At 43.8% G+C, this 26,095-nt stretch carries 25 protein-coding genes; 3 read left to right on the forward strand and 22 right to left on the reverse strand.

The features are described 5' to 3' along the window. Positions 1-41: 41 nt before the first annotated feature. The 10 genes from pgmB to MHB62_RS17940 form a co-directional block, all read right to left on the reverse strand. The gene (pgmB, locus tag MHB62_RS17895) at positions 42-716 is read right to left on the reverse strand and encodes a beta-phosphoglucomutase (protein WP_032722567.1); all 675 of its coding nucleotides are present in this window, start codon (positions 714-716) and stop codon (positions 42-44) included. After that, positions 713-2,398 (reverse strand): oligo-1,6-glucosidase, encoded by a 1,686-nt coding sequence (gene malL, locus MHB62_RS17900; protein ID WP_032722569.1) that lies wholly within the window; start codon positions 2,396-2,398, stop codon positions 713-715. The genes pgmB and malL overlap by 4 nt, the downstream gene beginning before the upstream one ends. Next, positions 2,391-4,664, reverse strand: coding sequence for a maltose phosphorylase (mdxK, locus tag MHB62_RS17905; protein ID WP_032722571.1), 2,274 nt, complete (start codon positions 4,662-4,664; stop codon positions 2,391-2,393). The genes malL and mdxK overlap by 8 nt, the downstream gene beginning before the upstream one ends. Beyond that, the gene (locus MHB62_RS17910) at positions 4,642-5,526 is read right to left on the reverse strand and encodes a DUF1189 domain-containing protein (RefSeq protein WP_032722572.1); all 885 of its coding nucleotides are present in this window, start codon (positions 5,524-5,526) and stop codon (positions 4,642-4,644) included. The genes mdxK and MHB62_RS17910 overlap by 23 nt, the downstream gene beginning before the upstream one ends. A gap of 5 nt (positions 5,527-5,531) precedes the next feature. Beyond that, a complete protein-coding gene (gene mdxG / locus MHB62_RS17915; protein ID WP_029725967.1) occupies positions 5,532-6,368 on the reverse strand; it encodes a maltodextrin ABC transporter permease MdxG in 837 nt (278 codons plus the stop codon). Further along, positions 6,369-7,676 carry a maltodextrin ABC transporter permease MdxF gene (gene mdxF, locus MHB62_RS17920; protein ID WP_032722574.1) on the reverse strand — a complete coding sequence of 436 codons (1,308 nt, stop codon included), beginning with the start codon at positions 7,674-7,676 and terminating at the stop codon, positions 6,369-6,371. It lies immediately after the preceding gene. A gap of 40 nt (positions 7,677-7,716) precedes the next feature. Continuing rightward, positions 7,717-8,970, reverse strand: a complete 1,254-nt coding sequence (mdxE, locus tag MHB62_RS17925) for a maltodextrin ABC transporter substrate-binding protein MdxE (RefSeq protein ID WP_032722576.1) — start codon at positions 8,968-8,970, stop codon at positions 7,717-7,719. Positions 8,971-9,065: 95 nt separating this feature from the next. After that, a complete protein-coding gene (gene mdxD / locus MHB62_RS17930) occupies positions 9,066-10,835 on the reverse strand; it encodes a maltogenic alpha-amylase (RefSeq protein WP_032722578.1) in 1,770 nt (589 codons plus the stop codon). Between the two features lie 112 nt (positions 10,836-10,947). Beyond that, positions 10,948-11,898 carry a LacI family DNA-binding transcriptional regulator gene (locus MHB62_RS17935; protein ID WP_029318349.1) on the reverse strand — a complete coding sequence of 317 codons (951 nt, stop codon included), beginning with the start codon at positions 11,896-11,898 and terminating at the stop codon, positions 10,948-10,950. A gap of 205 nt (positions 11,899-12,103) precedes the next feature. Continuing rightward, on the reverse strand, positions 12,104-12,679 hold the full coding sequence (locus tag MHB62_RS17940) for a TIGR00730 family Rossman fold protein (RefSeq protein ID WP_003228180.1): 576 nt from the start codon (positions 12,677-12,679) through the stop codon (positions 12,104-12,106). 116 nt (positions 12,680-12,795) lie between these two features. Here MHB62_RS17940 and MHB62_RS17945 point away from each other — a divergent pair, with 116 nt between their 5' ends. Beyond that, complete coding sequence (locus tag MHB62_RS17945; RefSeq protein ID WP_015714766.1) at positions 12,796-13,116, forward strand: MazG nucleotide pyrophosphohydrolase domain-containing protein; 321 nt, start codon at positions 12,796-12,798, stop codon at positions 13,114-13,116. A gap of 26 nt (positions 13,117-13,142) precedes the next feature. On the opposite strand, the gene MHB62_RS17950 is transcribed toward MHB62_RS17945, so the two are convergent. Continuing rightward, the gene (locus MHB62_RS17950; protein WP_032722581.1) at positions 13,143-14,735 is read right to left on the reverse strand and encodes a SulP family inorganic anion transporter; all 1,593 of its coding nucleotides are present in this window, start codon (positions 14,733-14,735) and stop codon (positions 13,143-13,145) included. An 18-nt stretch (positions 14,736-14,753) separates the two neighbouring features. Continuing rightward, positions 14,754-15,347 carry a carbonic anhydrase gene (locus MHB62_RS17955; protein WP_010886620.1) on the reverse strand — a complete coding sequence of 198 codons (594 nt, stop codon included), beginning with the start codon at positions 15,345-15,347 and terminating at the stop codon, positions 14,754-14,756. A 382-nt stretch (positions 15,348-15,729) separates the two neighbouring features. Here MHB62_RS17955 and MHB62_RS17960 point away from each other — a divergent pair, with 382 nt between their 5' ends. Next, complete coding sequence (locus MHB62_RS17960) at positions 15,730-16,707, forward strand: D-glycerate dehydrogenase (protein ID WP_080287632.1); 978 nt, start codon at positions 15,730-15,732, stop codon at positions 16,705-16,707. A 37-nt stretch (positions 16,708-16,744) separates the two neighbouring features. Here the strand turns inward: MHB62_RS17960 and psdB are convergent, their stop codons facing one another. The 4 genes from psdB to psdR all read right to left on the reverse strand — a co-directional run bounded on the left by psdB (position 16,745) and on the right by psdR (position 21,299). Beyond that, positions 16,745-18,685, reverse strand: coding sequence for a lantibiotic ABC transporter permease PsdB (gene psdB / locus MHB62_RS17965; protein ID WP_032722585.1), 1,941 nt, complete (start codon positions 18,683-18,685; stop codon positions 16,745-16,747). Then, entirely contained in the window at positions 18,660-19,439 is a 780-nt protein-coding gene (gene psdA / locus MHB62_RS17970; RefSeq protein WP_032722587.1) for a lantibiotic ABC transporter ATP-binding protein PsdA, read from the reverse strand. The genes psdB and psdA overlap by 26 nt, the downstream gene beginning before the upstream one ends. 82 nt (positions 19,440-19,521) lie before the next feature. Further along, positions 19,522-20,592, reverse strand: a complete 1,071-nt coding sequence (psdS, locus tag MHB62_RS17975) for a two-component sensor histidine kinase PsdS (protein WP_032722588.1) — start codon at positions 20,590-20,592, stop codon at positions 19,522-19,524. After that, positions 20,586-21,299: a two-component system response regulator PsdR gene (psdR, locus tag MHB62_RS17980; protein ID WP_032722590.1), complete on the reverse strand. Its 714-nt coding sequence runs from the start codon at positions 21,297-21,299 to the stop codon at positions 20,586-20,588. Before psdR ends, psdS begins: the two co-directional genes overlap by 7 nt. 146 nt (positions 21,300-21,445) lie before the next feature. On the opposite strand from psdR, the gene MHB62_RS17985 reads away from it, so the two are divergent. Then, the gene (locus MHB62_RS17985; protein ID WP_029318346.1) at positions 21,446-21,655 is read left to right on the forward strand and encodes a hypothetical protein; all 210 of its coding nucleotides are present in this window, start codon (positions 21,446-21,448) and stop codon (positions 21,653-21,655) included. Between the two features lie 35 nt (positions 21,656-21,690). Here MHB62_RS17985 and MHB62_RS17990 read toward each other — a convergent pair whose 3' ends face one another. Genes MHB62_RS17990 through MHB62_RS18015 form a run of 6 tightly spaced genes read right to left on the reverse strand, consistent with a single transcriptional unit; the run spans position 21,691 to position 26,053 of the window. Continuing rightward, on the reverse strand, positions 21,691-22,455 hold the full coding sequence (locus MHB62_RS17990; protein ID WP_080287633.1) for an arylamine N-acetyltransferase: 765 nt from the start codon (positions 22,453-22,455) through the stop codon (positions 21,691-21,693). After that, positions 22,456-22,713: an HPr family phosphocarrier protein gene (locus tag MHB62_RS17995; RefSeq protein WP_003219835.1), complete on the reverse strand. Its 258-nt coding sequence runs from the start codon at positions 22,711-22,713 to the stop codon at positions 22,456-22,458. Between the two features lie 23 nt (positions 22,714-22,736). Further along, a complete protein-coding gene (gene whiA / locus MHB62_RS18000) occupies positions 22,737-23,687 on the reverse strand; it encodes a DNA-binding protein WhiA (RefSeq protein WP_003243775.1) in 951 nt (316 codons plus the stop codon). Between the two features lie 22 nt (positions 23,688-23,709). Further along, positions 23,710-24,663, reverse strand: coding sequence for a gluconeogenesis morphogenetic factor (gene mgfK / locus MHB62_RS18005; protein WP_003244450.1), 954 nt, complete (start codon positions 24,661-24,663; stop codon positions 23,710-23,712). A 1-nt stretch (position 24,664) separates the two neighbouring features. After that, entirely contained in the window at positions 24,665-25,552 is an 888-nt protein-coding gene (rapZ, locus tag MHB62_RS18010) for an RNase adapter RapZ (RefSeq protein ID WP_003243903.1), read from the reverse strand. Between the two features lie 24 nt (positions 25,553-25,576). After that, positions 25,577-26,053 carry an 8-oxo-dGTP diphosphatase gene (locus tag MHB62_RS18015; protein WP_010886622.1) on the reverse strand — a complete coding sequence of 159 codons (477 nt, stop codon included), beginning with the start codon at positions 26,051-26,053 and terminating at the stop codon, positions 25,577-25,579. Positions 26,054-26,095 lie beyond the last annotated feature (42 nt).

The following is a 26,095-nucleotide window of genomic DNA, read 5'->3' on the forward strand; positions in this document are numbered from 1 at the left end:
ACACAACCTGCAAGAGCTGCGTCTCTTGCAGGTTTTTTCATTTAAACACTTTTGATTCTATACTGCTCCCATTCCTCATGTAACAGCTCAAGCGTCAAATCACTCGTCTGCCTCACAACCAGATCAGCACCAAGCATCGGCTGTCCTTGACCGACACCAACCGCAAACATCCCCGCAGATTTGATTGCAGAAATGCCTGCTTCTGCGTCTTCTATTGCCGCGCAATCAGCAGGGGAAACATCGAGCATCGCTGCAGCTGTTAAAAAGATGTCAGGATCAGGCTTCCCCTTCGCAAGAGCCGTCGGATCAACAATGGCATCAAAATCATCGATAATTGCCAAACGTCTTAAAATCTTAGGAGCATTGCGACTTGAAGATGCTAACCCGATTTTTATATTTTCGTTTTTCAATTGACATAGGAGCCTGCCAATCCCCGGTAAAAGATCTTCCGGCGTCAATTTGCTGATCAGCATTTGATAATCGCGATTTTTCCGATGCATAAGCTCTTGTTTCTCCGCATTTGTATACTTTGTTTCCGCACCGCCAAAGATCAATATGCTTTCAAGTGACTCTTCTCTGCTGATTCCTTTTAGCCTTTCATTCATGTCTCTGTCAAAAGGGATATTGATTTGTTCTGCGATGTGCTTCCAAGCGAGAAAATGATATTCAGCAGTATCTGTTATCACTCCGTCTAAATCAAAAATGACCGCTTTCATATACTAATGCCCATCACAGCTTCATAAGGTTTGAGGCTAATACTCTTTAAGTCAGCCCGCTCCTGCGGATAGTTTGAAATCAGCACTTTCCAACGCTCATGAATCAGTTCTGGAGGCGCTTCGAACAGAGCCTTTTCTTCCGATAAATTCACAACGACAAGAAGCTTTTCCCCTCGATATTCTCGAAGGTAAGAAAAGACCTGCGGATCATTCTCCTGCAACAGCTGATAATCGCCATATATCATAATCTTATATTGCTTTCGTAATTGAATGAGCTTCTGATAGTAAAAGAAAATCGAATCTTGATCTTCCAAAGACTCTTTCACATTGATATCTTGATAGCGGGAATTTACCGGTATCCACGGGTCTCCGGCTGTGAATCCCGCATGTTTTCCGGCATCCCACTGCATCGGTGTTCTCGCATGATCCCTTCCTTTTATCATCACGGCTTTGACAAACTCTTTTTCTGACATCGTTTTGTTTTCGACGACTAGTTCACGATATGCATTCTTTATTTCAAGATCATCATACATCTCCAGCGGCATATCGCTGTTGACCATGCCGATTTCTTCTCCCTGGTAAATAAACGGCGTTCCTTTCATGCCGTGCAGAACCGTTGCAAATGCCTTCGCACATTCTTTACGCAGCTTCCCATCATTGCCCCAGCGGGAAATAACCCTCGGCTGGTCATGGTTCTCAAAATACAGGGTATTCCAGCCGACATTCATTAACCCGGTCTGCCACCTTGTCATCGTCTTTTTTAAAGCAATCAAATCAAACGGCTTGATCTGCCATTTCCCATTTGGCGAGTTTTGTTCTGTATCAATATCCATATGTTCAAATGTAAAGATCATATTCAGCTCTTGCCTGCTTGCATCTGTGTACTTTTTCGCCTCTTCAATATCAGAGCCGTTTGCCTCTCCGACTGTCATGCAGTCGTAATGAGAAAGCACTTCCCTGTTCATCTCTTGAATAAACTCATGAAGACGTGGGCCGTTAGAGTGATAACGGCCAACAATATAGCTGCGGCTGTGATCCGTTTCGTAGTCCGGAAAATCGGTGTATTTAGAAATAGAGCCGATCACATCCATCCGCCAGCCGTCAACGCCTCTATCCATCCAGAATCTCATTACATCATAAACTTCCCGGCGAACGGCTTCGTTTTCCCAATTTAAATCAGGCTGTTTTTTCGAAAAGTAGTGCAAATAATACTGCCCTGTTCCTTCATCGTATGTCCACGCTGAGCCTGAAAAGATCGATCCCCAATTATTCGGCTCTGAGCCGTCCGATTTAGGATCTTTCCAAAAATAATAATCCCGGTAAGGATTGTCCTTCGACTTGCGGCTTTCAGCAAACCAAGCATGCTCATCTGATGTGTGGTTCACGACCAAATCCATGACGATTTTCATTCCGCGTTTATGGGCTTCATCAATCAGCTGAAACATATCTTCATTTGTCCCAAACTTTTCGTACATGTTTTTGTAATCGCTGATATCATATCCGTTGTCATCCTGCGGGGAATCAAATACCGGGGAGAGCCAGATGACATCCGCCCCGAGATTTTTGATGTAATCCAGCTTTTGAATCACACCTTGCAAATCCCCGAATCCATCTCCATTGGCATCATAAAAACTGCGCGGGTAAATTTGATAAACGACAGCTTCTTTCCACCATTCACTCATTAGGCGTTCTCCTTTCACATCGTCCCTGTAGGACAACCGGTTCCTCATAAACGTTCATGTGCAGCGGCTCGCCTTTTACAAGCTCAAAAATAACGCGCTTTTCGTCAACCGTCACATTGATTAATCGGTTTCGATAATTGATGTTGAATGAATATTCGTCCCATTCTTTTGGCAAAAACGGAGCAAATGACAGCGTCTCATTCGCGGTGCGCATGCCTGCAAAGCCATGAACGATTGCCAGCCAGCTACCCGTCATTGAAGTAATATGCAAGCCTTCTTCCGTATCATGATTGTAATTATCAAGATCAAGCCTTGCTGTGCGCTTATATAATTCGAGCGCTTTCTTTTCCAGCTTGAGTTCGGCTGCGAGAATCGCATGGACAGAGGGCGATAGGCTTGATTCATGAACAGTCATCGGCTCATAAAATTCAAAATTTCGCCGTTTTTCTTCCATTGTAAAACGGTCATTAAAAAGATAAATGCCTTGGAGAACATCTGCCTGCTTAATAAAATTGGAGCGGAGAATCTTGTCCCATGACCAATTCTGGTAAAGAGGCCGTTCCGCTGGATCTAATTCGTCAATTGTTTGCAGGTCTTTGTCCAAGAACGTGTCATGCTGAACGAAAATTTGCAGTTCTTCACTAAATGGATAGTACATGTGCTGGATGATTTCTCTCCAGACTTTCAATTCTACTTCCTGCACATCCAGATGGCGGCGTTTCTCCGCTGAGATACTTTCGAGACTTTGTAGAGTATACTCCAACGTCCAAGCCGCAATGACATTCGTATACCAATTGTTGTTAACGTTGTTTTCGTATTCATTCGGCCCTGTGACGCCATGGATCATATACTTATTTTTTCGTTTCGAGAAGTGAACACGGTCGGCCCAAAATCTGCTGACTGCCACAAGTACGTCTATCCCGTATTCTTCCATATAGTCTCGGTCGCCTGTATAATTGATATAATTGTAGATCGCATAACAGATCGCGCCATTGCGGTGAATTTCTTCAAAGGTGATTTCCCATTCGTTGTGGCATTCATCACCGGTGAACGTCACCATCGGATAAAGTGCCCCCTTCATCCCCAATTTTGCAGCGTTTCGTTTGGCAGCCTCCAACTGATGAAAGCGATACAAAAGCAGGTTTTTCGTCACCTCCGGCTCGGTTGTCGCCAAATACATCGGAACGGCGTACGCCTCAGTATCCCAATATGCGGCACCTCCATATTTCTCGCCAGTAAATCCTTTCGGCCCGATATTCAAACGGGCATCGCCCCCGTAATATGTCGAGAATAACTGAAAGATGTTGTAGCGTATTCCTTGTTGAAGCTCCTCATCTCCTTTAATCTCAATGTCCGCTTTTGCCCATCTTTCCTTCCATCGATCAGTGTGCCTCCGTTTTGCTTTTTCATAGCCGTACTCAACCACATCCGCCAAAAGCTCCTTGGCTTTTGATAAAAGCTCTTCCTCACGAAAATCACGTGAAGTCGTGACAATCACAAACTTTTTCAATGATGCTTTCGTTTGATAACTGTAGCGATTCTCGACATACATTTCATTCGTTTTAAAGCTTTCATTGACAAAACCCTCCGTCTCGTTTGCCATCGCGGCTAAAACCGTGAAGCGCGGTGTTCCAAATGGATTTTCGATCGTTTTTGCCGCTAAATGGCCGCTGTAAGAATCAGCACCTTTCGCTTCCTCCTGCCAAAACTGTTCTTGGTAGTTAGAATCTTCATTTGCCACATTTCCATCCAGGTAAGGAACAAGCGTAATGACAGCATCTCCCGTCAGGCATTCCGCTTCATAATGAATCGCACAGAGTTCTTTTACAGCAAGGCTAAGAAACCGCTCTGACCTGATTCTGACGGATTTATCCTGAATGCGGACAACAGCGCTTCGCCGCAGAATCCCCTCTTTCATATTGAGTTCTACCTCAAATGATTCGATTGGGTTTTGATGGAGATCGATTTTTTCACCGTCAACATATAGGCCTATGCCCATAAAGTTCATCGCATTAATCACTTTTCCGAAATATTCTGGATACCCGTTTTTCCACCAGCCTACTCGCGTTTTGTCGGGGAACCACACGCCTGCAATATATGTGCCTTGGTGACTGTCGCCTGAATAGCCTTCTTCAAAATTTCCTCTGACCCCCATATAGCCATTGGCAAGAGACGTCAGGCTTTCCAGCAGCCGTGTATGCTCCTTATTAAATGTATTTGTTTTGATTTTCCATTCATCAATCTCAAATAACCGCTGATTTATCATCATTTCCTCCCGAATGTAAGTTTCCATTATCACGGCGGGTTTTGGTCAAATATCTAAATGCAAAAGAAATCATCAAAGTAACGCCACACGAATGGATCATCAATACAGTAATCAAATCAAAATGAACCATGCCGATAGCAGCTGCCGCAAATGCCGGCAGTGCCGAGGCGCAAATCGCCGTAGATACTGCTTCCTTGAATGACGCAATAGAGATCATGTTTGATATTTTTGTGATCCAGAGGCCACCTGCAAGAACAAACGTTAACAAAAGCTGGATCATAAAGATTACCGCATATGCCAGCATCATGATCATCGGCTTATACTGTGCCAACCATAATGTATCGATCAAAACCTCTACATCATGGGCGTTTGGTTTCTCGAGCTTAACGTCCATTTTCGCATAGCCAACAGAAAACCCCGTTTCGTTTTGATCGGTGATCACCAGTTGATCAGGTTGAAATATGACGGCGTTTTCAAATCCAGTTACTTTCAATCGCCCATTTTCACCGCTTGTCTCATATTCATGCTTCATATCGACTGCCATCACATTCTGCCCATCTTCAATCCTCTCAGAGCTCTTCCCGCCTGTTAGTTTTCCGTTCCTGATTTGAAAACCCTGTAATTGATCAGCAAATTGATCATTAACCCCTTGAATCGCTGACGGCATAAAAGATGCAACGCTGAAGCGATCCATTTTCACAAACGAAACCGCTAACGGCGCCATTAAGCAGGCCGTTAAAAACATAAAGAGAAAAGAGAGCTGCAGCCAGCTGAAGGTATTCCCATAGCGGCAAACACCTGATGGGGATGCAGCCGCCTTCAGGCAGCGGATGATAAAGCTTTTATTCTCCAGATTCTTCATTGGAATTACCCCTTTGTTCCGCCGGCTGTCAAACCGGACACAAAGTTCTTTTGGAGAAAAAAGAATAGAACGCATATCGGCAGTGCGGCAAGGATGGCACCGGCTGCAAATAGAGCTACTTTTTGCTGCTGCGGATTAGAAATAAAGGATTGTAATCCTACAGCGATGGTCAGCCTTTCCGGTGAGCGAAGCAGAAATTTCGCCAGCAAATAGTCGCCAAATGGTGCCATAAACGCCCAAAGCGCTTGTACCGCGAGCATTGGCTTAACAAGCGGCAGAACAATTGAAGCGAAAATCCTCAGATGTCCCGCTCCGTCAATTCGCGCGGCTTCATCAATTTCTCTCGGCACAGTATCAAAATAACCTTTCATCAGCCACGTGTTCATCGGAATTCCGCCGCCGATATAGATCGCTGTTAAAAACCAGTATTGATCGAGTGCGCCTATTAGCATCGCCAAGACATAAAAAGCAGTCAGCGCCGCCATTGTCGGCACCATTTGAATGATTAAAAAGAATATCAGGCTCTTTTTTCTGCCTGCAAACCGATAGCGGCTGTACGAGTACCCGGCAAGTGTCACAATCGTAACCTGCGAAACCATGACCGATAGCGCGATGACAAGTGTATTGCTGTACCAATGAAGATAAAGCGTTTCTTCAAATAGCCGCTTAAAATGATCCAACGTCCAAGGACCCGAAAAATCGAGCTGAAAAGCCGCCGAATTCCCCACACGGAAGGCTGATGATGCCGTAATCAGCAACGGATATATAATGACAATACTTAAAAGCGTCAAAAAGAAATACGTACAGATTTTATTAAGCATTCTGGCAGTGCTCGCGTTCACCTACATAACCTCCTCATTGCCAAAAGCATTCGATTTTTTGAAAGCAATCAGTGAAATTCCAATGACAATGAAAGAAATTAACAGTGTCACAGCCGCCGCAACGGAATATTGGGGTGATGTGCCTGTTGTCAGTTTATAAATCCACGAAATTAAGATATCGGTCGATCCGGCCCCGGCTCCCACACTGCCTGGCCCTCCCTCATTAAATAAATAGATGATCGAGAAATTATTGAAATTAAACGTATACTGAGTAATCATCACGGGTGCTGTGGCAAATAAAATCATCGGAAATGTAATATGCCGAAAACGCTGAATAAAAGTGGCCCCGTCAATCTTTGCCGCTTCATACAATTCACCTGGAATCGCCTGAAGCACTCCCGTTACCATGACATAAATATATGGAAAGCCGAGCCACGTCTGAATCATAATGAGGGCTGTCTTTGTCCAGAAAGGATCAGTCTTCCACGCGATCGCAGGCAGCTCAACAAACGGCAGGTGATTGAATAGTGGAATCACCTGTGCATTCACCGCTCCTATGCTGTCGTTAAACATGTTGGAAAAACTCATGATTGTAATAAACGCCGGAACAGCCCATGGAAATAAGAAAATCATTCGAAATATCCGCTTGCCTTTTATAAAATCCTGATTGACGAAAAGGGCCGTCACAATACCTAAAATGATTTGCAGCGTTGTTGCACAGATTGTCCAGATAACCGTCCAGCCCAGTACATTCACAAATGTTTCACGATAGGAGCCAAGGAAAAAAATATTCAAGAAATTTTTAAACCCGACCCAGTCAATCAGACGATTAGGCGGAATATGATAAAAATCATAGTTTGTTAATGCAACAAACAGAGTCACCAAAACCGGAAAGATAATCACAAACACCATCATGATATATGCCGGCAGTGTAAATAGATATGGAAACCCTTTATCGCCCGCATGACAGATCATATCCTTGGCTGTTGTATTGACTTCCAAACCCGCCGCTTTCATAGCGGCGGTCTTACGTGAATCATGAATATTAAAGATATAGAACATGAGGAAAATCATTGTCACGATCAATTGCAGCGTGCCTTCAATCAGCATAAACAGCGAGTGATCTTCACCGGGAACACTTCCCAATGTCATCAATCCGGTTAGCGCCTGTATACCGAAAACGCATAATTCAAAAGCAAACAAGCCTGTGATGACAAGAAATAAGAGCCCCTTTGACAATTGCTGATTCGCAATCTGCCCAAGTCCTGGAATGATCGATAAAAGCCCTGCCTTTCGTTTTTGCTTTGCAAGTGTGTGATGTTTATTCATTTTTTCCGCCCTCTATTCTTCCGGACGCTATCCCGCCGTTTTATTTCACATACTTTTCTTTAATATTTTCCTTTATGACGTTTACAGCATCATTCGCTGATGTTTGTGTCGATTTTTTTCCTGAAGCTGCATCAAAAATTAAACTTTCCGCTCCTGTCCATACTTCAGCCATTTCCGGAATATTTGGAGTCGGCGTTGCTGTTTCATATTGTTTAATCACAGCTGACGTCAGTTCATTCTTTTGCTCATCGGCTTTCTTCCTTGCAGCCGTGTTGGCCGGAACTTCGTTTGTATCCTCATAAAAAGCGTAAGCATTGGCATCATTTGCAGCATACTCAAGCCATTTTTCAGCCAGCCCGGGCTCTTTTGTATATTTTGAAGCTACCCAGCCCTTCCCACCCGCAAAAGGGGCATATTCTTCTCCATTGGGCAATGTCGGAATGGGAGCCGCTCCGTAGTTCAATTTAGCCTCTTTATAATTGGCAGCTGACCAAGGACCGCCAATGATCGCAGCCGCTTTGCCTTCTAAAAACATCTGCTGAATAAAGTCGTCTGCGCTTGAATTGTCTTGCATTCCTTTCGGCCAATATGTTTCAAACCATTTCTCCGCATATTTCACCGCTTCTACAGCTCCTTTATTGTTCAGGCCGATGTCCCCGGAATCTGTGCCGTTTTTCCCAAACACATATCCGCCGTATCCAGCCAATAAGCCGTACGACATATAAAAGTCAGTCCATTTTGCTAAAAATCCGGTTGATTTTCCTTTTTCCGAAGCAAACGCGAATCGAGGATCTTCCGTTAACTTTTCAAGGTCTTTAAATGTTTTTGGCGCTGTTTTTAAAAGATCTTTGTTGTAATACAAAATAAGTGTCTCAATGACTAGCGGCATTCCGTACACTTTGCCGTCAACTGTCACCTGCTGCATTTCTTTATCACCAAAGCTTTTTGTATGAGATGGCTTAATGTCAAGCAAATGTCCTTGCTGTCCCAAACCGCCGATCCGATCATATGCAGCAAGCATAACATCAGGCGCATTACCCGCCGGGCCATCAAGAGGAAGCGCCTCCAACTGTTCGAACATTTGCTTTTCAACAATTTTTACTGTGACATCATTCTCTTTTTCGAACTTTGTTTTTATGCTTTCAATGTATTCTTTATACGTTTCTTCGACAGACACAGTCAGCACCTTTTTGCCATCAGTGCTTGCTGGATTTTTTGAACTTGAGCAGGCGGCAAGGCCGATTGCCAGAAATGATGCCGCCAATATGGCGAACCCCTTTTTTAAAAGAACCATCTCTTTTCCCCCTTCTATTTACGAAACTATAACAATTGTATTGTCCTATAGAAAGCGGTTACAACAACTTTCGATTTGTTACCGATAACAGAATGTTATACAGGGGCAGCAGCACTCAAAATCAAAAATTCTCCCGGCTGAACGGCAATGACATCGTGATGATGAAGTGGCTGCTCTGTCCATGCATCACAGATTTTCTTATTCCTATCAATATTCAACTCTCGTAAACTGACGTGTTGAACCACATTCCCTTGATTAAAGAAATAAATCAGTATTTTTTCATCAAGAGTCCGCGAAAAGCTAATAAAATCATTTTTGTCGTCCAGCAGATTCCACTCAAGATGTCCTTCAGTCAATAAAGTGTTTTCCTGCTTGCGTAAAGCAATTAACCGTTTCATAAATTGCAGCATGTCTTGGTTTTGCTTCTCTTTTTCCCAAACCATACATTTCCGGCATAATGGATCATTTTCGCCGTTCAGCCCGATTTCCGTTCCGTAATAAATGCATGGTGAGCCTGTCTGGGCAAACATAAAGGCCAGCAACGCGCGTGCTTTCTTCTCATCATTGCGGCATCTGGTCAAAAGGCGCTTTGTATCATGGCTATCCAGTAAATTAAACATCACCTCATTGGCCTGCTTCATTCCATTCATCAAATGTGCATTGACACGGTGAGCCATACGTGAAGCTGAGATCGTCTGGTCAGCAAAGTATTCAATCATAGGCTCTGTAAAAGGGTAATTCATCGCCGCATGAAATTCATCCCCTCTAAGCCAGGGTTCGGCAGAATGCCAGATCTCACCTAAAATATAAACGTCAGGCTTTTCAGTAGTTACAGCCTGCCTGAATGTCTTCCAAAAAGCGTGATCCACTTCATTTGCGACATCCAAACGCCAGCCGTCAATGTCAAATTCGCGAATCCAGTACAAAGCAATATCAAGCAAATATTTCTGCACCTCGGGATTAGCCGTGTTTAGCTTCGGCATATCAGCTGTAAAAGCAAATCTGTCATAATTGTCGTCTGTGACGGGAAAAGAGTGAATATGGAACCAGTCCTTATAGCGGGATTGATCTCCGTTTTTGACGACATCCTGCCATTGCGGAGACGCGCTTCCTATATGGTTAAAAACCGCATCAAGCATAATTCTCATCCCCCGCTGATGCAGCTGGCTGACCAATGTACGAAAAATCTCTGGATCCCCGAAATGCGGATCAATAGAAAAGTAATCCAGCGTGTCGTATTTATGATTAGAAGGCGCGGAAAAGATCGGCGTCAGATAAATGCCGTTCACCCCTAAATCCTCTAAATAATCAAGCTTGTCAACAATCCCTTGCAAATCTCCTCCAAAAAAATCATTGACGCCCGGGTCCTTGCTCCCCCACGGCAATGCATTCTTCGGTGACAAGTCTTCTCTTCCATTTGCAAAACGCTCCGGAAAAATTTGATACCAAACCGTTGACTTGACCCATTCAGGCGCTTGAAATGTATCAGCCTCGTGAACAAACGGAAATTTAAAGTAATAATGAATCGTTTCCAGTGTTTTTTCGTTATAAGGGCATACACCCGAACTTCCGAAAAAGATGTCTTCATGATCGTCTGTTACAACAAACGCATATTGTAAACGCCTAAATGGCGGCACCACTTCAGCAAACCAATAGTCATGCATTTCTGTAGCAGCAATTTTCCTCATCGGCTGCTCGTTTGCCGACCACTTGCCGTCGTTGTACTCATAGGGATCACCCCAAATGAATCGAATGTGATCTGCATCACCTTTTTTTGTCCGAATCTTGATATGCACAGTCCGCCCATCATAAGAATAAGCATCTGTGCTGAATGGCTGGTGGTGAATCGCTGCATATTCCATCATGTTTCCCCCTTTGATTTCCGTTTTATTGAAGCCGGCTCATAGTTTGAAAGTATCATGATGAAATTGTGGGAACAATCCTTTTCACCCTGTTACCGATAACAGAATAAGGCGCTTACAGCGTTGATTCTCGTACAATTAACTCTGGTTCAAAAAATAGACTTCCTTGTGCAGCACCGTCTTCATTCATTTTTTTCAGCAACATTTTCGCACAGGCTTCCCCCATTTCAACAACAGGCTGTCTGACCGTAGTCAAGCGCGGCGAGGAGATGCGATCAAGAAACACACCGTCATTCCCGGTAACCGCAACGTCTTCCGGAATTCTCTTTCCAAGGGATTGCGCCGCACGAATGACGCCGAGCGCGATTCGATCAGATGCGCAGACAAATGCGGCTTGATTGTCCATGGATTTCAGCAGTTCTCTTGCAAGGCCCTCACTTTTCTTAGAACTGTTGTCGATCCGAAACATATTCGATTTTTTAAAGCTTTTATTCATCGCCCGTATATACCCCTGTTCTCTTGCACGTTCGAAAGGCTCATCTAAATCAATGCCAAAAAAGACAACTTCCCGCTCCCCCAGCCCCATAACATGGCGGGTTGCCATAAAAGTGCCTTTCTCGTTATTCACATCGATAAAGTCATAGCCCATTTCATTTTGTCCAAATACGACAAGCGGCTTCTCAAACGCTTTTATTACACCTTCAAAATCGTTCTTTCTCAAGCCGGTGGCAATAATGCCGTCACATTGGCCAATATTAAGAGAATTTCTTGTCACAAGCTGGAGAGCATAGTGATTGCGATCCAGCTCCCTGCTGATTCCTGTCAGCAGGTTCATGTAATATGGTTCTGTCGTATCCATTTCCTCAAGTATCAATAGTTTCACAACCTGTGTTCTGTTTTGCACGAGCGCTCTCGCCGCATAATTAGGGATGTAATTCAGCTCTTTCATCGCAGAATGAACAAGCTTTTTCAATTCATCTGTCACCGTCTCAGGGTGATTGATCACTCGTGATACCGTCATTTTCGAAACATTTGCTTTTTTTGCCACATCTGACAATGTTGCCATTTTCATCCCCTCCTTATCTGTGCTTATTATCCAAACTAGTGATAAAGTCCTCTATTACTGTTAAATATACGATGCAGGCAAAAGAGAAATAAAAAAGAGATTTCCCTTAAGGAAACCTCCCTTTGTTAAAAACACTCGATTTCTCATGAATTCATACGCTAGGTTGCTGACTCATTCTCTCCACTTCCATGAGAAAGTCTCTTTTTTAAATTTCTGTCCACTTTTTTTCTAAAATCGGATAAGAATAATTTTGCATTTGCTCAATTAACTCATCCGGCCGTGACGAGCTGTGAATCAGTTTTAGGTGCGATTCGTTAGAAAACCCTTCTTGAATGCTGTATTTCACCATTTTCATCATTGGTTCAAAATATCCGTTTACATTGTACAGTCCGATTGGCTTTTGGTGGATGCCGATCTGTGCCCAGCACAGCACTTCAAATAATTCTTCATATGTACCGAAGCCGCCCGGCATTGAGATAAAGCCGTCCGCCAGCTCGCTCATTTTAGCCTTTCGTTCATGCATCCCGTTTACTTCAATCAGCTCAGTCAGATTCTGATGGACAACCTCCCCGCTGAACAAACCGCTCGGCATGACCCCGATTGCAGTTCCGCCGTTTTCCATAATCGCGTCGGCAATCGTGCCCATCAAGCCTACGCGGGAGCCCCCATAGACAAGGCCGATTCCCTGCTCAGCCATATACACGCCAAGCTCTGCCGCTTTTCTTTTATACGCTTCATTTCCCCCAGGGTTTGATCCCGCAAATACACAAATGGTTTTCATCTTGTCATCTCCGCATCTATATATCGTGTTAAACATTCAAAAACACACTATATATTGTCCCATCTTCATGTGATAATATCAATATGAAATACATAAAGAATGCAGGAGTGATGAGGTTGGAGCTGGCTGATGCAGAAAAATGGATGAAAGAGTTTTACGAAAAAAGAGGCTGGACAGAATACGGACCTTTTATTCGCGTCGGCTTTTTAATGGAGGAAGCCGGAGAACTGGCCCGGGCTGTCAGGGCGTATGAAATCGGCAGAGACCGGCCGGATGAGAAAGAATCGTCACGCGCTGAGCAAAAACAAGAATTGATTGAAGAAATGGGAGATGTCATCGGAAATATCGCCATTCTTGCTGATATGTATGGTGTCTCTTTAGAAGACATCATGAAGGCACACCAAGAAAAACTGACAAAACGATTTGAACATGCATAAAAAAGCGGCCGCGATGGCCGCTTTTTTTAACCTGTGATTTCATCATGATGATCAAAGAAATGCTGCTTTCCTATTTTGTGAAAAAGGCCTGTTTTATGCAGCAGCTCCTTTGGCTGCGATTGCAATCCTACAATCATCAGCTTTCCATTGTGGCGCTTAATTCGATTCATAATGTTCCCAAGCACCGCTTCAGCTGACGTATCCATATAGTGCACCTTATTCATGAGCAGAATAAGGGTTTTCGGTTTTTTCTGTACATGCTCCAGCAATGACGATTCAAGGGAATCAATTGATCCGAAAAACAGCGGCCCTTCTATGGCATACATGCTGACAGATGGATCTTCTCTCTTCGCCAGAACAGGATGCGTTTCCTGATTGTGGATGCGGGTCGCTTCGCTCATTCTTCTGATAAAGAACACGAATGCAAGCAGCAATCCGGTTGCCACACCGATGATTAAGTCAAACAGAACCGTAAGGGCGAAGGTCGCCGCCAAAATAAAGGAATCAGCATTTTTCAGTCTCAGCATGTTTGCGACTTCCTTGCGCTCACTCATATTCCATGCGACCACCATGAGAATCGGTGCCATACTGGCGAGCGGCACATGGGACGCATAAGGCGCAAATACAAGCAGGACAAGGAGAACGACTACGCCGTGAACGACGCCGGAAACTGGGGAAACCGCTCCGTTTTTTATATTGGTCGCCGTTCTCGCAATCGCTCCTGTAGCCGGGATTCCGCCAAACAGGGGCGCTGCCATATTCGCAATCCCCTGGCCGACAAGCTCCTTGTTGCTGTCATGCTTTGAGCCCTTCATGTTATCAGCGACCATTGCGGACAAAATCGACTCAAGTCCTCCAAGAAGCGCGATGACAAGCGCAGCCGGAAACAGCATAACCATTTTATCCAAAGTAAGCTCAGGAAACTGAAATTCCGGCAAATGGCGGGGGATTTCTCCATAAGTTGACCCAATCGTTGCCATGCGGTCAGGGAAAAAGACAACCGCGACCACTGTGGAAATAAGAAGCGCCAACAAAGCGCCCGGCACTTTAGGCATCACCTTGGCGGATACAAGCAAAATGACGAGCCCGATCACAGCTGTCAAAATGGCATAAACGTTAAAGGTGCCGAGCTGCTGCACAATTTCAAACATGTTGTGATGAAAGTTCTCATGTTTTTCAACATTTCTCAATCCGAGAAAATTAGCGATTTGTTCCGTAAAGATCAGCACGGCAATTCCGGCTGTAAAACCGACGATAACGGGTTTAGGCACGAATTTCATTATTTTTCCGAACTTAAACAGCCCAAACAGCACCAGCATCACTCCTGCCATAAACCCCGCAATCAGCAGATTTTCCAAGCCGTACTGCATGACAATGCCGAATAAAATCGGGACAAAGGCGCCCGTCGGACCGCCAATCTGATATTTTGATCCTCCAAACAAAGAAATACAAATCCCTGCTATAACAACAGTGTACAGCCCATATTCAGGCTCGACTCCCGAGGCAATGGCAAACGCCATTCCTAAAGGAATTGCCACGACACCTACTACGATACCTGCAATCAAGTCTTTCTGAAATTTCTGCAAATTGTATCCCTTGAATCTCCCTGAGAATCGCATATTTTATTATAACCTCCCTTATGAGTGATTGTTTATAAGCTCAGTTTCATAACCGTTAATGACCACATCAAGTTTTCCTGTTTCAGGATGAATGACAAGTCCGTGAACCGGCACTTTTTTCGGAAGCAGCGGATGATTCTTAATCATGTTCACACTGTGGGAAACGCTTTCTTCCACGCTGTGAAAACCAGTCAGCCACGTTTTCAAATCGAGTCCGGCACTCGTCAGCAAATTCAGGCAGCTATCCTCCACCCCGCGTTCCTTTGCTTTCTCAAGAATCGAGGACGCATTCAGCCCAGACATTCCGCATTCATGATGGCCGACAATGCATACCTCTTCAGCCTGCAATTCATAAATCGCGACCAGTATGCTTCGCATCACGCTTCCAAATGGGTGAGAAACGATGGCTCCCGCGTTTTTTACAATTTTAGCATCACCGTTTTTAAGCCCCATTGCTTGCGGAAGAAGTTCTGTAAGCCTTGTATCCATACAGGTGACAATGACGAGCTTTTTCGAAGGAAACTTTGTCGTTTTGTACGGTTCATACTTCTTCTCACTGACAAACCGCTGATTGTGTTCCAAAATTGATGTTAAAGAAACCATTTGATTCATCTCCCATCCATATGATTTTGCAAGCCTTCTTACCCAGCTTACAGTAAGGAATTATAGCATAGGAATAAGCCAAGAAAAGGTTTTCAAAAAAAGACACTATAATTGGACTGTAGAATCAAAACATAAACATTTATATCTTTCAAAGATAATAAAATTTATATTTAATGCATCCTATAATCCGGCTGCAGTTCGTATATCGATGATTTGTCTGACAAAAAATATGGGTGAATTCTGATAATTAAAAAACTTTTTTAAGCAGATTTAGCTGTTCGATCTTCATTTTAAGTTCAAAAGAACCAGAAATTAAAAAAACGCAGCTATATTTTTAACATCTATTTATTTCCGATATAATGAATTAGACAACAGCCATAAAGGGGGAGCCTTGTTGAAACCATTTGTATTTATCACAAAACCGATTCCTGAAGAGATTGAAGCATTCATCGGTGAACATTGCCGTTATGAAGTATGGCAGGAGGATACGCTTCCGAGTGACGTGCTATTTGAAAAATTAAAAGAAGCGGAGGGGCTTTTAACATCAGGGACGTCCGGACCGTCAATCAATCGTGAGTTGCTGGAACACGCGCCTAAGCTCAAAGTGGTCAGCAACCAATCAGTAGGCTACGATAACTTCGATATAGAAGCAATGAAAGAAAGAGGAGTCGTCGGGACTCATACACCTTATACACTGGATGACACAGTTGCAGATCTGGCTTTTTCACTGATTCTGTCTTCCGCCAGACGTGTTGCCGAACTGGACCGTTTTGTCAGAGCAGGAAAATGGGGAACCGTGGAAGAGGAAGCGCTTTTCGGAATTGATGTTCATCATCAAACGTTAGGCATTATCGGCATGGGCAGAATTGGAGAACAAGCAGCGAGACGCGCCAAATTTGGTTTTGATATGGAAGTGCTTTATCATAACCGACATCGCAAACAAGAAACAGAAGACAGCATCGGCGTTAAGTATGCAGAGCTTGATACATTGCTGGAGCAATCTGATTTTATTCTTCTCATTACGCCGCTGACTGATGAAACCTATCACATGATAGGAGAACGCGAATTTAAGTTGATGAAGGATTCAGCAATTTTCGTCAATATTTCCCGGGGAAAGACAGTTGATGAAAAAGCACTGATTCGCGCTCTTCAGGAAGGCTGGATCAGGGGAGCCGGCTTAGATGTATACGAAAAAGAGCCTGTCACCCAAGATAATCCGCTCCTGCAGCTGGATAATGTCACGCTGCTTCCTCATATCGGTTCAGCAACAGCTAAAGTGCGCTTCAACATGTGCAAACAGGCCGCCGAAAATATGCTCGCAGCGATCCAAGGGCAAACACTGAAAAATCTCACAAGAGAATTTCAATAAATCAAAAATCCGGTCTGATAACAGACCGGATTTCATATTACATACGCTGAAGAACAGCACGCTTATAAATATGACGGGTAACGATATAATAAAGAGCCTGGAATACAAAATAAATGAAGATGACAATTACGGCCTCAAGAAATAAATTGGAATTCAGCATATTACTTAACGCTGCATACGCAAAGCCCGCGTGAATCGTACCTGCGATAAATGGGATGAAGAATAAAAATCCTATTTGCTTTCCAAGGATCGAGTGAATCTCTTTGTCCGTAACCCCTATCCTTTTTAAGGCTAACACCTGCACTCTCGTATCTTCTATTTCCGTAAACATCCGCAAATACAGCATGCTTCCTTGCACGATAAAAAACAGCACGCTGACAAACAGACCAATAAACAGCATTAATGCAACTCCCTGCTTTACAATTTGATAACTAGGAGCACGTGTTTGAAAATCAGATGTATGTTCTTTCGGCACCATGTTTTCAAGCTTTTCAGAGACATCCACCGTCTCCTGCCAATGCTCAAGCTCATAACCTACCATTCTCATCTGTTCCTTCAGCGGCACATCCTGTGACAGACTGTCAAAGCTCTTTTCGCTGACAACCAATAAACGGCTGACTCCATCGACAGACATCAATATCCCTTTGTTTTGCTGCTTTTTCATGACGTAGGAAAGGGTTTTTCCTGACTTCATATGAAATGCTGCTGTTTCCCCTTCTCCAAATGTGTCTTTCACCATCATTTGAAAAGAAACATTAATAAATGCTTCATTTTCTTGTAAATGAATAACTGGGAACCCTTTTTCCTTTGCGACTTGATTATAGACTTTTTCTGAAATCAGCAGAGCTTCCGCTTCCATCTTCTTATTTCCATACGGCAAGTCTGACTGAAAAGTGACAGGAATCCCTGTGGCATCCACCTTATACGTGATAACAGCATGAGCTTTTTTCAATGTATTCTCAGCCGTCTCAGGCTTCATGACCTGAAAGCGGGAAGCATCCTTTTCCACCCAGGAAACAGACTGAGGAATGCTTTGCTCCTCCTGCCTTTGTAAATCGGAATAAAACATATAGATGACACCTGTAGCTGTTAGTATGACCGCTGTAATGACAGAGGTTAAAAACAGCATGCGTGCATGATCCTTCAGCCTGAATATCATGTTGGAACGCACAATGATATTTGTGCCTTTGTAGAAGCTGTGTTTCTTTCGGTACAGCATGCGGAAAAATGCCACACTGCTTTGGGTAAAAAAGAAATACGTGCCAATTAACACTAAAATCAAAATTGGAAAAACCCGAAACATCATGTCAATTGCATTGGCTGTTGCAGATAGATAATAACCGCTGCCAAGACATAGCAAAGACAATACAGTGAGCCATTTCGAATAAACTGGCAAACTTTTCGGCTTTTTGGCTGATTTAATCAGTTCAATGATTTCCAGCTTCCGAATCCGTCCCAGTGATAAAATGAGCAGCGTCTGAAACAGGATGAGAAAGCCGGCAATTGTCATCACAAACGCTTTCGGCACAATGGCAAACGAAATCGGTACCTTCACGCTGAGCATCCATGTCATAATCATAAAAAACAGTTTTGAAAATAACAGGCCTGCTCCAATGCCGGCCGCAATCGCCGCAAGAGAAATAAGTGACTGCTCATAATAAATCATCTTGCGAAGCTGCTGCTTTGATGTGCCAAACAGTGTCAGCAGCCCAAACTCTTTCTTTCTTGCCTGCAAAAACGCTGAATTGGAATATGTGATGAAAAATATACAAAACACAATGATGACGACAAGAGCTGCGCTCAAGCATGTTTTGACAAGACTTCCTCCATATATATTGTCTTCATTGACATCAGGATGAAAAATAAATGATGTGAAGACAAAAAACACCGAAACGGCAAACACACAGCTTAAAAAGTAGGCCACATACCGTTGCAGATTCCCAAGAATGTTTTTACGGGCGATAGTTCTCAAATTCATGAAAATCGCCTCCCAACACACTCAAGGTATCCAATATACTTTGATAAAACACCTGCCTGTTTGTTCCTCTGTGAATCTCTGAAAAGAAACGTCCGTCTTTAATAAAAATAATTCGTTTACAGAAACTTGCTGCTGTGGCATCATGCGTAACCAACAAAATCGTCGCTTCCTTTTCCTCATTCAGCTGAGCCAGTGTGTTCATCACTTGCTTTGCCGATTTTGAGTCGAGGTTTCCTGTCGGTTCATCGGCAAGAATGAGCGCCGGATTGTGAATAATCGCTCTGGCACAAGCTGCCCGCTGCTGCTGTCCGCCCGACACCTCATATGTGCGGTGATCGAGAATATGCTTGATTTGCAGCGTATCCGCCAGTTCATCCAATCGGGCTTCCATTTCTCTCAGCTTTACCTTATCCAATGCGAGCGGCAAGAGAATATTTTCACGAATCGTCAGCGTATCAAGCAGATTAAAATCCTGAAAGACGAAGCCGAGTTCTCTTCTGCGAAACAAAGCCAGCTCTTGGTCCTTTAACGTTTTCGGCTGAATGCCGTTGATCATCATCTCGCCCTGGGTCGGCTTATCAATGGTAGCCAGCAAATTCAAAAGCGTGGTTTTTCCGCTTCCCGACGGCCCCATAATCCCGACAAATTCCCCTTTTGACACACTGAGATCAAAGGCGCTGAGCGCTTGGTATGATATTGTTCCTTTATTTGAATAGTACGTTTTCGATAGGTTCGTTGTTTGCAACACGTTCATGTTCTGCTCCTCCTTTTTCTTTATTATAAAAAGGAAGTCAGCATCCTCCCATCGAACTTTCTTGCAATTCCGCTCCCCAACCTTACAATGCTGTCACATTCACGAGGGTGTCACTTGAAAACACGATGGTCATCACAGTGCCAGCCCCTTCTTTTGATTCCGCATATAGCTTATGGCCGAGACGACTGCACACCTGTTTTGCTAAATAAAGGCCCATTCCAGTTGCCTCTTTCATGGTTCGTCCGTTTTCTCCGGTAAAAAACGCGTCAAAAATCCGCGGCAGATCCTGCGGCGGTATGCCGATTCCTTCGTCGGCAACCGACAATCGCGTCTCATGTCCCTGCGTTTCAATACGGATTGTAATAGGGTCTCCCACACCTTGCTTGGAATATTTTAAGGCGTTGAAAAGGATTTGCTCAACAACAAAGGAAAGCCACTTTTGATCACTGGAAATCTGAATGGCATTTGGCGGCACATGTAATGTTGGAAAAAGGCGCCGTTTAATAAACTGACGTTTTTCCTGATTGATCAGTGAACGAACCATTTCTGCCAAATCAAAGGTTTGCGGCTTTACATCAAATGCAAATTCCTCCAGCCGGGCCGTTTGCAGCATCATATCAAGACCGTGGCGAAATCTCTCATTCTCATCCTCCAGCTCCTCTAAAAACGTCGGAAAAGAGGATGAGGTTCCGTTTTTTCCTTCCTGAATCATTAAGGATATGACAGATACCGGTGTTTTCATATGGTGGACCCATTGGTTGGTGAAGGTGTAATGCTGTTTTTGCTGATTGATATATTGTGAGAGCCTGCTTTCGTATTGTTGCCCGAGTGCGTTGATCATCTTCGTCCAAAGCGCTTGCTCTCCTGTTCTTGGCTTTCTGGCTTTCAAAGACTGTCCGATGTCATTCGAAGAAGAGTCTTGTTCTGCAAGCTTTTTAACATATGTGAGAAAGGAAAATTGCCGAACATAATCAGCAGCAAAACCTGCGGCTAAAAGAGTACCGGGCAAAATCCATATGTACATCATATTTTCTTTGGAAGGTTCTGCGCCGCTCTCTACAATGCTTAAATACGCAATCAGCATGGCGGACCCTATCCCTAATAATGAAAATAGAATAATGGCTAAGCGGTCGATGAGATAAGTCTTTAACATTCCGCTTCATCCTTCCGATTGACTTGAAATTGATAACCTTGTCCTCTGATTGTGGAAATGCAATCTGTCAGTCCTGCATTCTCCAGTTTTCTCCGCAGCCGATTGACATTGACCGTTAACGTATTGTCATCGACAAAATCAACGTCATCCCATAACGCCTCCAATAGTTCATCACGAGAGACAATTTTTTTATGCTCCCTCACAAAAATCGAGAGAAGCTGGAATTCTTTTTGGGAAAACAAAATCCGGACGCTGTTCCATTCGGCCTCATTCTGATCAGGATAAATCGTCAGCCCGCCAAGCTCCACTATTCTAGATTCCTGCGGCAAAGAGGGCGAATATTCACCATATGTGCGGCGCAGGACGCTTTTGATTTTGGCTATCACTACCTCTAGATGGAACGGCTTTGTGATATAATCATCGCCGCCATTTTCAATCGCCATTACCTGATTCAGCTCATCGGTCCGTGCCGATATAAAGATAATCGGCGCATTGGAAATGGTACGGATTTGCCTGCACCAATAAAACCCGTCAAAAAAAGGCAGGTTGATATCAAGCAGCACAAGATCAGGCTTCATTTCTGCAAATTCCAATTTTATATCATTCAGCTGTTCAGCAATTTTCACTTCATATCCGTATTTTTGAAGATGACCGCCCAGCAAAGAAGCAATCCGCTCATCATCTTCCACAAGCAAAATCCGATACACGTTGATCCCCCTTATATGTACATCACGATGATTTTTCTAGAAGATTCCAAAATTATTATAGCATGTGCGGAATAGTAAATCGGACTTTTTCTTTTTGTTATAATAGAATGACAAAGGTAAAATTTTCATAATAGGCAGGTGTCGTGATGAAGAAAATCATGCTGTTTCTGGCAATGACGTCAATTCTTTCAGCATGTCAGCCCAACTATACCGGGAAATACATAGAAATTGGGGATACACTAACTGAATATGAAAAAGAGTGTTTTAAAGAGAATGAAATTCCTTATAAATACGAAAAGGGAAAACTGTATATCCCAGAAGATGCATTTGATACAGCAATCTACACTTGTTCATAAGAAAAAGCTTGCAGATAACCTGCAAGCTTTTCACGTTACAAAAAATGAGTATTTAATTTCTCTTCAAATTCTGAAGGGCCAATGTCACTTTTTTGAATGTCACTGCCGTTTTCATGAATCGTAAAATGGCGCTCTGACATGACCATCCTTCCGCTCGGCGTCAGCTTTGAGGCAAGCGGGGATTTGTTAAAAGGAGATTTTTCATGAGAGTAAATGATGTCCTTCATGTTATCTAAATCACCGAGATCACTCTCTTCAAGAGTAAAGGCGTACCCGATTTGCCAGCCTTCTCCCTTGTCCATCAGCAGAACATGGCTGCCCTTTTCTGTCTCTTCTCTTTTGATTCGGAATGACCCGACTGGTGACTGTACCGTTTCTCCGGAAAGCGGTATCGGCTGGAGCGCCAGGTTGATGCCGAAGCCGATATCAACGAGGTAATCGCCGTTTTCCGCAGACAGCCATACAGCAGCATGCGTCCCTTCTAGTGCCCATCCCTCTTGATCACCTGCATAAACCGTTCCTCGAATGAGCTTCACATGAAACCCAGCCTCACGCAAGACAAAATAAAGAAAACCATTTAAATCGTAGCATAGGCCGCCGTGCTGATCTTTGAGCAGACGTCGCCATAGCTCTTCTTTTGTGATCTTATAATTCTCTTTTGCAAGTACGGCACGGTTTTCGAATGGAAAACGGTATGCCATTGCTTTAAGAAAAAGGGGAAGATCGCCGAAGCTGACATGGTCTTTCTCCCAGCCGATTTTCTGAAAGCAGTCTTTTAGAAAGTCACTCATTTTTATCACCTAAACTTCTTCTTGAACGTAAGCAGCCAGCTTCTCCAGCGCCTCTTGTTCATCTTCTCCCTGGGCAATCAAGGTAACCTCAGTGCCTGTGCTTACCGCAAGGCTCATCAGCCCCATGATGCTTTTGGCGTTTACTTTTTTCCCATCCTTCTCAAGAAACACATCTGACGTAAACCGGTTTGCTTCTTGTACAAACAAAGCAGCAGGACGTGCTTGCAGTCCTGTCTTTAATCGAACTTCCACTTTCTGTTGAACCATAAGATCTCCCCTTTTCTTTACGGTTATTTTAAAGTGACGGTTTGCCCTGTCCGCAGCTGTTCTGCGATTTCGTCAAGTTTTCTCAGCCTGTGATTGATCCCTGATTTGCTGATTTTCCCGCTTGCTACCATTTCCCCTAGCTCTTTCAGCGTCACTTCCTGATAATCAATCCGCAGCTGCGCAATTTCCCGAAGTTTTTCAGGCAGCGCCTCCAGGCCGATTCTTTCATCGATGTATTTAATATTTTCCACCTGTCTCAGCGATGCGCCGATCGTTTTGTTTAAGTTGGCTGTTTCACAATTGACGAGGCGGTTGACCGAATTTCTCATGTCCCGAACGATTCTGACATCCTCAAATCGCAGAAGCGAATTGTGAGCGCCAATTACGTTCAGAAACTCTGTAATCTTTTCAGCCTCTTTTAAATAGGTAATATAGCCTTTTTTCCGTTCAAGCGTTTTGCTGTTTAACTGAAACTCATTTAACAGGTCACATAATGAATCGTTATGCTCCTTATAAAGAGAGAAGATTTCTAAATGATACGAGGAGGTTTCCGGGTTATTGACCGAACCTCCTGCCAAAAATGCTCCTCTCATATAAGAACGCTTGCAGCATCTCTTTTTGACCAGCTCTTTCGAAATACTTCGTTCAAACACAAAATTCTCCCCGAGTATTTTTAAATCCTCTAAGATCGCTTTTGCATTTTCTGAAAAACGCACAATATAAACGTTATTCTTTTTCAGCCGCATTTTCTTTCTGACCAGCAGCTCGACCGACACATCATATTGTTTTTTCAGCAATGTATAGATGCGGCGGGCAATCGCCGCGTTTTCGGTTTGAACATCGAGTACGAGATGGCGGTTTGTAAATGATAAAGCTCCATTCATCCGAATGAGTGCAGACAGCTCGGCATTAATGCAGCAGTCCTTCACTTCCAGATTCGTTAATTCTTTTTTTGTTTCTGATGCAAATGACATATAGCCACCTCATTTCAAGGCTTCATTCTTTCAGTAAATCAACAAGAAGAGAGGCCACTTTATGTGTATCGTGACGTATTACGTCATTTTTATACGTTACAATTTGATCTCTGATGACTTCAAGCCCCATCGCTTTCAGCTCTTCAATATCAAAATCAACAGGACGCGCCGATTCCATTTCGTACTTACGCTTTATTTCGTCGGGAATGTCTTCACTGTTTACTAATATCGTATCAATAAAACCACAGCCCATATGCTGATTGAGCGCTTTCACATGATCAGCAGCGGTGTAATGGAGCGTTTCGCCGGGCTGAGTCATCACGTTGCAAATGTATACTTTTTTCGCCGGCGCCTTTATCACTTCTTCCCCGATTTTTGGGACGAGCAAATTGGGAAGAATGCTTGTATAGAGGCTTCCCGGGCCGATAATAATCAAATCCGCTTCCCTGATCACGTCTATTGTTTCCGGCAGCGGATCAATCTGTTCAGGCGTGAGAAAAACACGCTTAATACGCTGTCCGTATTCCGGGATCGTTGACTCGCCTGAGACCACGCGGCCGTCTTCCATCTCAGCATGCAAAACGACACTGGCATTGGCAGCCGGCAAAACCTTTCCTCTTACATTCAGCACCTTGCTCATTTCAGTGACAGCGTGAAAAAAATCACCGGTTATATTTGTCATCGCTGCCAAAATCAAATTCCCGAGAGAATGGCCTGTTAAGTCATTCCCTTTATTGAAGCGGTGCTGAAAAAGATCTTCAACAAGCGGCTCCACATCGGATAAAGCGGCAAGCACATTTCTGATGTCTCCGGGAGGCGGAATTTTCAGTTCATTCCGCAGACGGCCAGAGCTTCCCCCATCATCGGCAACTGTTACAATGGCCGTGATGTCAACAGGTTTATGCTTTAAGCCCCTAAGCAATACAGAAAGACCTGTACCGCCGCCAAAGATTGCGATTTTCGGCTTTTGTCCCATCTTATTTCCGGCTTCTCTTTTCAATGTCCCGGTGAGTAACATGAGTATAGTAATCCTTTTTGAAATAATCAGCTAAATTCTCGGCTAATGTCACAGAGCGGTGCTGGCCCCCTGTGCAGCCGATCGCAATGACAACCTGGCTTTTTCCTTCTCTTTTGTAAGATGGAAGCATAAAGCTCAGCAGATCAATTAATTTCTCATTGAACTTTTGTGTTTCATTCCACTTCATGACGTAAGAGGAAACCTCTTTATCCTTGCCAGTCAGCGGCCGCATGCTTTCGATATAGTACGGATTCGGCAAAAATCTGACATCAAAGACGAGATCTGCATCAATTGGAATACCGTATTTAAAACCAAATGACATGACATTCACGGTAAATGTCTCTCCTTGGTTTGTCGCAAAGTGCTTCACGATTTTTTCACGCAAATCACGCGGCTTCATGTCAGACGTATCGTAAATGATTTGAGAGCGGCCTTTTAATTCCTCAAGCAGCTCTCGTTCCAGCGCGATGCCTTCAAGCGGCAGGCCAGTCGCTGCCAAAGGATGCGAGCGTCTCGTTTCTTTATATCTTGTGACGAGAATGGAATCCTTCGCGTCCAGGAATAAAATTCGCGGTGTGATCCACGGATTTTCGGCCATTTCATCCAGCGCTTCAATCAGCCGGTCAAAAAATTCGCGGCCGCGCAAATCCATCACAAGCGCAACTTTGCTCATTTTAGAATTTGATTCCTTCATCAGCTCTAAAAACTTCGGAAGCAATGAAGGCGGAAGATTATCGACGCAGAAATAGCCGAGATCTTCAAAGCTTTGGATCGCGACAGTTTTCCCCGCTCCCGACATTCCAGTTATAATGACAAGCTGAATATCATGTGATTCACTAACACTCATCTTTCTCCCCCCTGACTTGTCTTTCTATTTGATGTGCTGCGGGTCTAAACGATAACTGAGCAGCTCAAATTCCGGTGTATACGTAAATGTGCCGTGCAGCAGCCCTTGTCCCTTCATCATAAAATCAAGGATATGGCCGTCTCCAGGGGCCATAGGCAGGTTCTGAATGTCATTGACATCGTGCCACTGCAGTTTGCCTTCCTCTGATTCTGATACATTTTGTCCTGTATATGAATCAGCGACAAACGTAAACATCATCCACTCGGAGACAATGTGGTCACCGTCTTTAATAATAAAGGTAAAAACGCCTTTTAATTGAGGATTTATGATATAGATACCAGTCTCTTCTCTGTACTCTCTGATGACGGAGTCTCTGACTGATTCTCCGCTCTCCATCTTGCCTCCCGGCGCGACCCACCATCCGCGTCTCGGCTTTTGAAGCAGAAGAACTTTGTCATCCGTCTGAAGCACACAATTTGTCACTCTTTGCAAGTACGTCACCTAACCTTCGTCCTGTCATCGTCTCTTTATTATACCGCTTCA

The organism is Bacillus sp. FSL K6-0255 (genome assembly GCF_045040725.1).
Classification (GTDB): Bacteria; Bacillota; Bacilli; order Bacillales; family Bacillaceae; genus Bacillus; species Bacillus subtilis.

Bases quoted from the DNA above. Each gene is read 5' to 3' on its own strand.
- MHB62_RS17955 (WP_010886620.1), bottom strand. From the start codon at position 15,347: ATGAATCAAATGGTTTCTTTAACATCAATTTTGGAACACAATCAGCGG.
- MHB62_RS17985 (WP_029318346.1), top strand. From the start codon at position 21,446: ATGAAGAAAATCATGCTGTTTCTGGCAATGACGTCAATTCTTTCAGCA.
- MHB62_RS17940 (WP_003228180.1), bottom strand. From the start codon at position 12,679: ATGAAAACCATTTGTGTATTTGCGGGATCAAACCCTGGGGGAAATGAA.
- mgfK (WP_003244450.1), bottom strand. From the start codon at position 24,663: ATGGGACAAAAGCCGAAAATCGCAATCTTTGGCGGCGGTACAGGTCTT.
- rapZ (WP_003243903.1), bottom strand. From the start codon at position 25,552: ATGAGTGTTAGTGAATCACATGATATTCAGCTTGTCATTATAACTGGA.
- mdxD (WP_032722578.1), bottom strand. From the start codon at position 10,835: ATGATGGAATATGCAGCGATTCACCACCAGCCATTCAGCACAGATGCT.
- psdA (WP_032722587.1), bottom strand. From the start codon at position 19,439: ATGAACGTGTTGCAAACAACGAACCTATCGAAAACGTACTATTCAAAT.
- MHB62_RS17950 (WP_032722581.1), bottom strand. From the start codon at position 14,735: ATGCGATTCTCAGGGAGATTCAAGGGATACAATTTGCAGAAATTTCAG.
- whiA (WP_003243775.1), bottom strand. From the start codon at position 23,687: ATGTCATTTGCATCAGAAACAAAAAAAGAATTAACGAATCTGGAAGTG.
- mdxK (WP_032722571.1), bottom strand. From the start codon at position 4,664: ATGATAAATCAGCGGTTATTTGAGATTGATGAATGGAAAATCAAAACA.
- psdB (WP_032722585.1), bottom strand. From the start codon at position 18,685: ATGAATTTGAGAACTATCGCCCGTAAAAACATTCTTGGGAATCTGCAA.
- MHB62_RS17935 (WP_029318349.1), bottom strand. From the start codon at position 11,898: ATGGCAACATTGTCAGATGTGGCAAAAAAAGCAAATGTTTCGAAAATG.
- psdS (WP_032722588.1), bottom strand. From the start codon at position 20,592: ATGTTAAAGACTTATCTCATCGACCGCTTAGCCATTATTCTATTTTCA.
- MHB62_RS17995 (WP_003219835.1), bottom strand. From the start codon at position 22,713: ATGGTTCAACAGAAAGTGGAAGTTCGATTAAAGACAGGACTGCAAGCA.
- pgmB (WP_032722567.1), bottom strand. From the start codon at position 716: ATGAAAGCGGTCATTTTTGATTTAGACGGAGTGATAACAGATACTGCT.
- malL (WP_032722569.1), bottom strand. From the start codon at position 2,398: ATGAGTGAATGGTGGAAAGAAGCTGTCGTTTATCAAATTTACCCGCGC.
- mdxF (WP_032722574.1), bottom strand. From the start codon at position 7,676: ATGAATAAACATCACACACTTGCAAAGCAAAAACGAAAGGCAGGGCTT.
- MHB62_RS17910 (WP_032722572.1), bottom strand. From the start codon at position 5,526: ATGAAGAATCTGGAGAATAAAAGCTTTATCATCCGCTGCCTGAAGGCG.
- mdxE (WP_032722576.1), bottom strand. From the start codon at position 8,970: ATGGTTCTTTTAAAAAAGGGGTTCGCCATATTGGCGGCATCATTTCTG.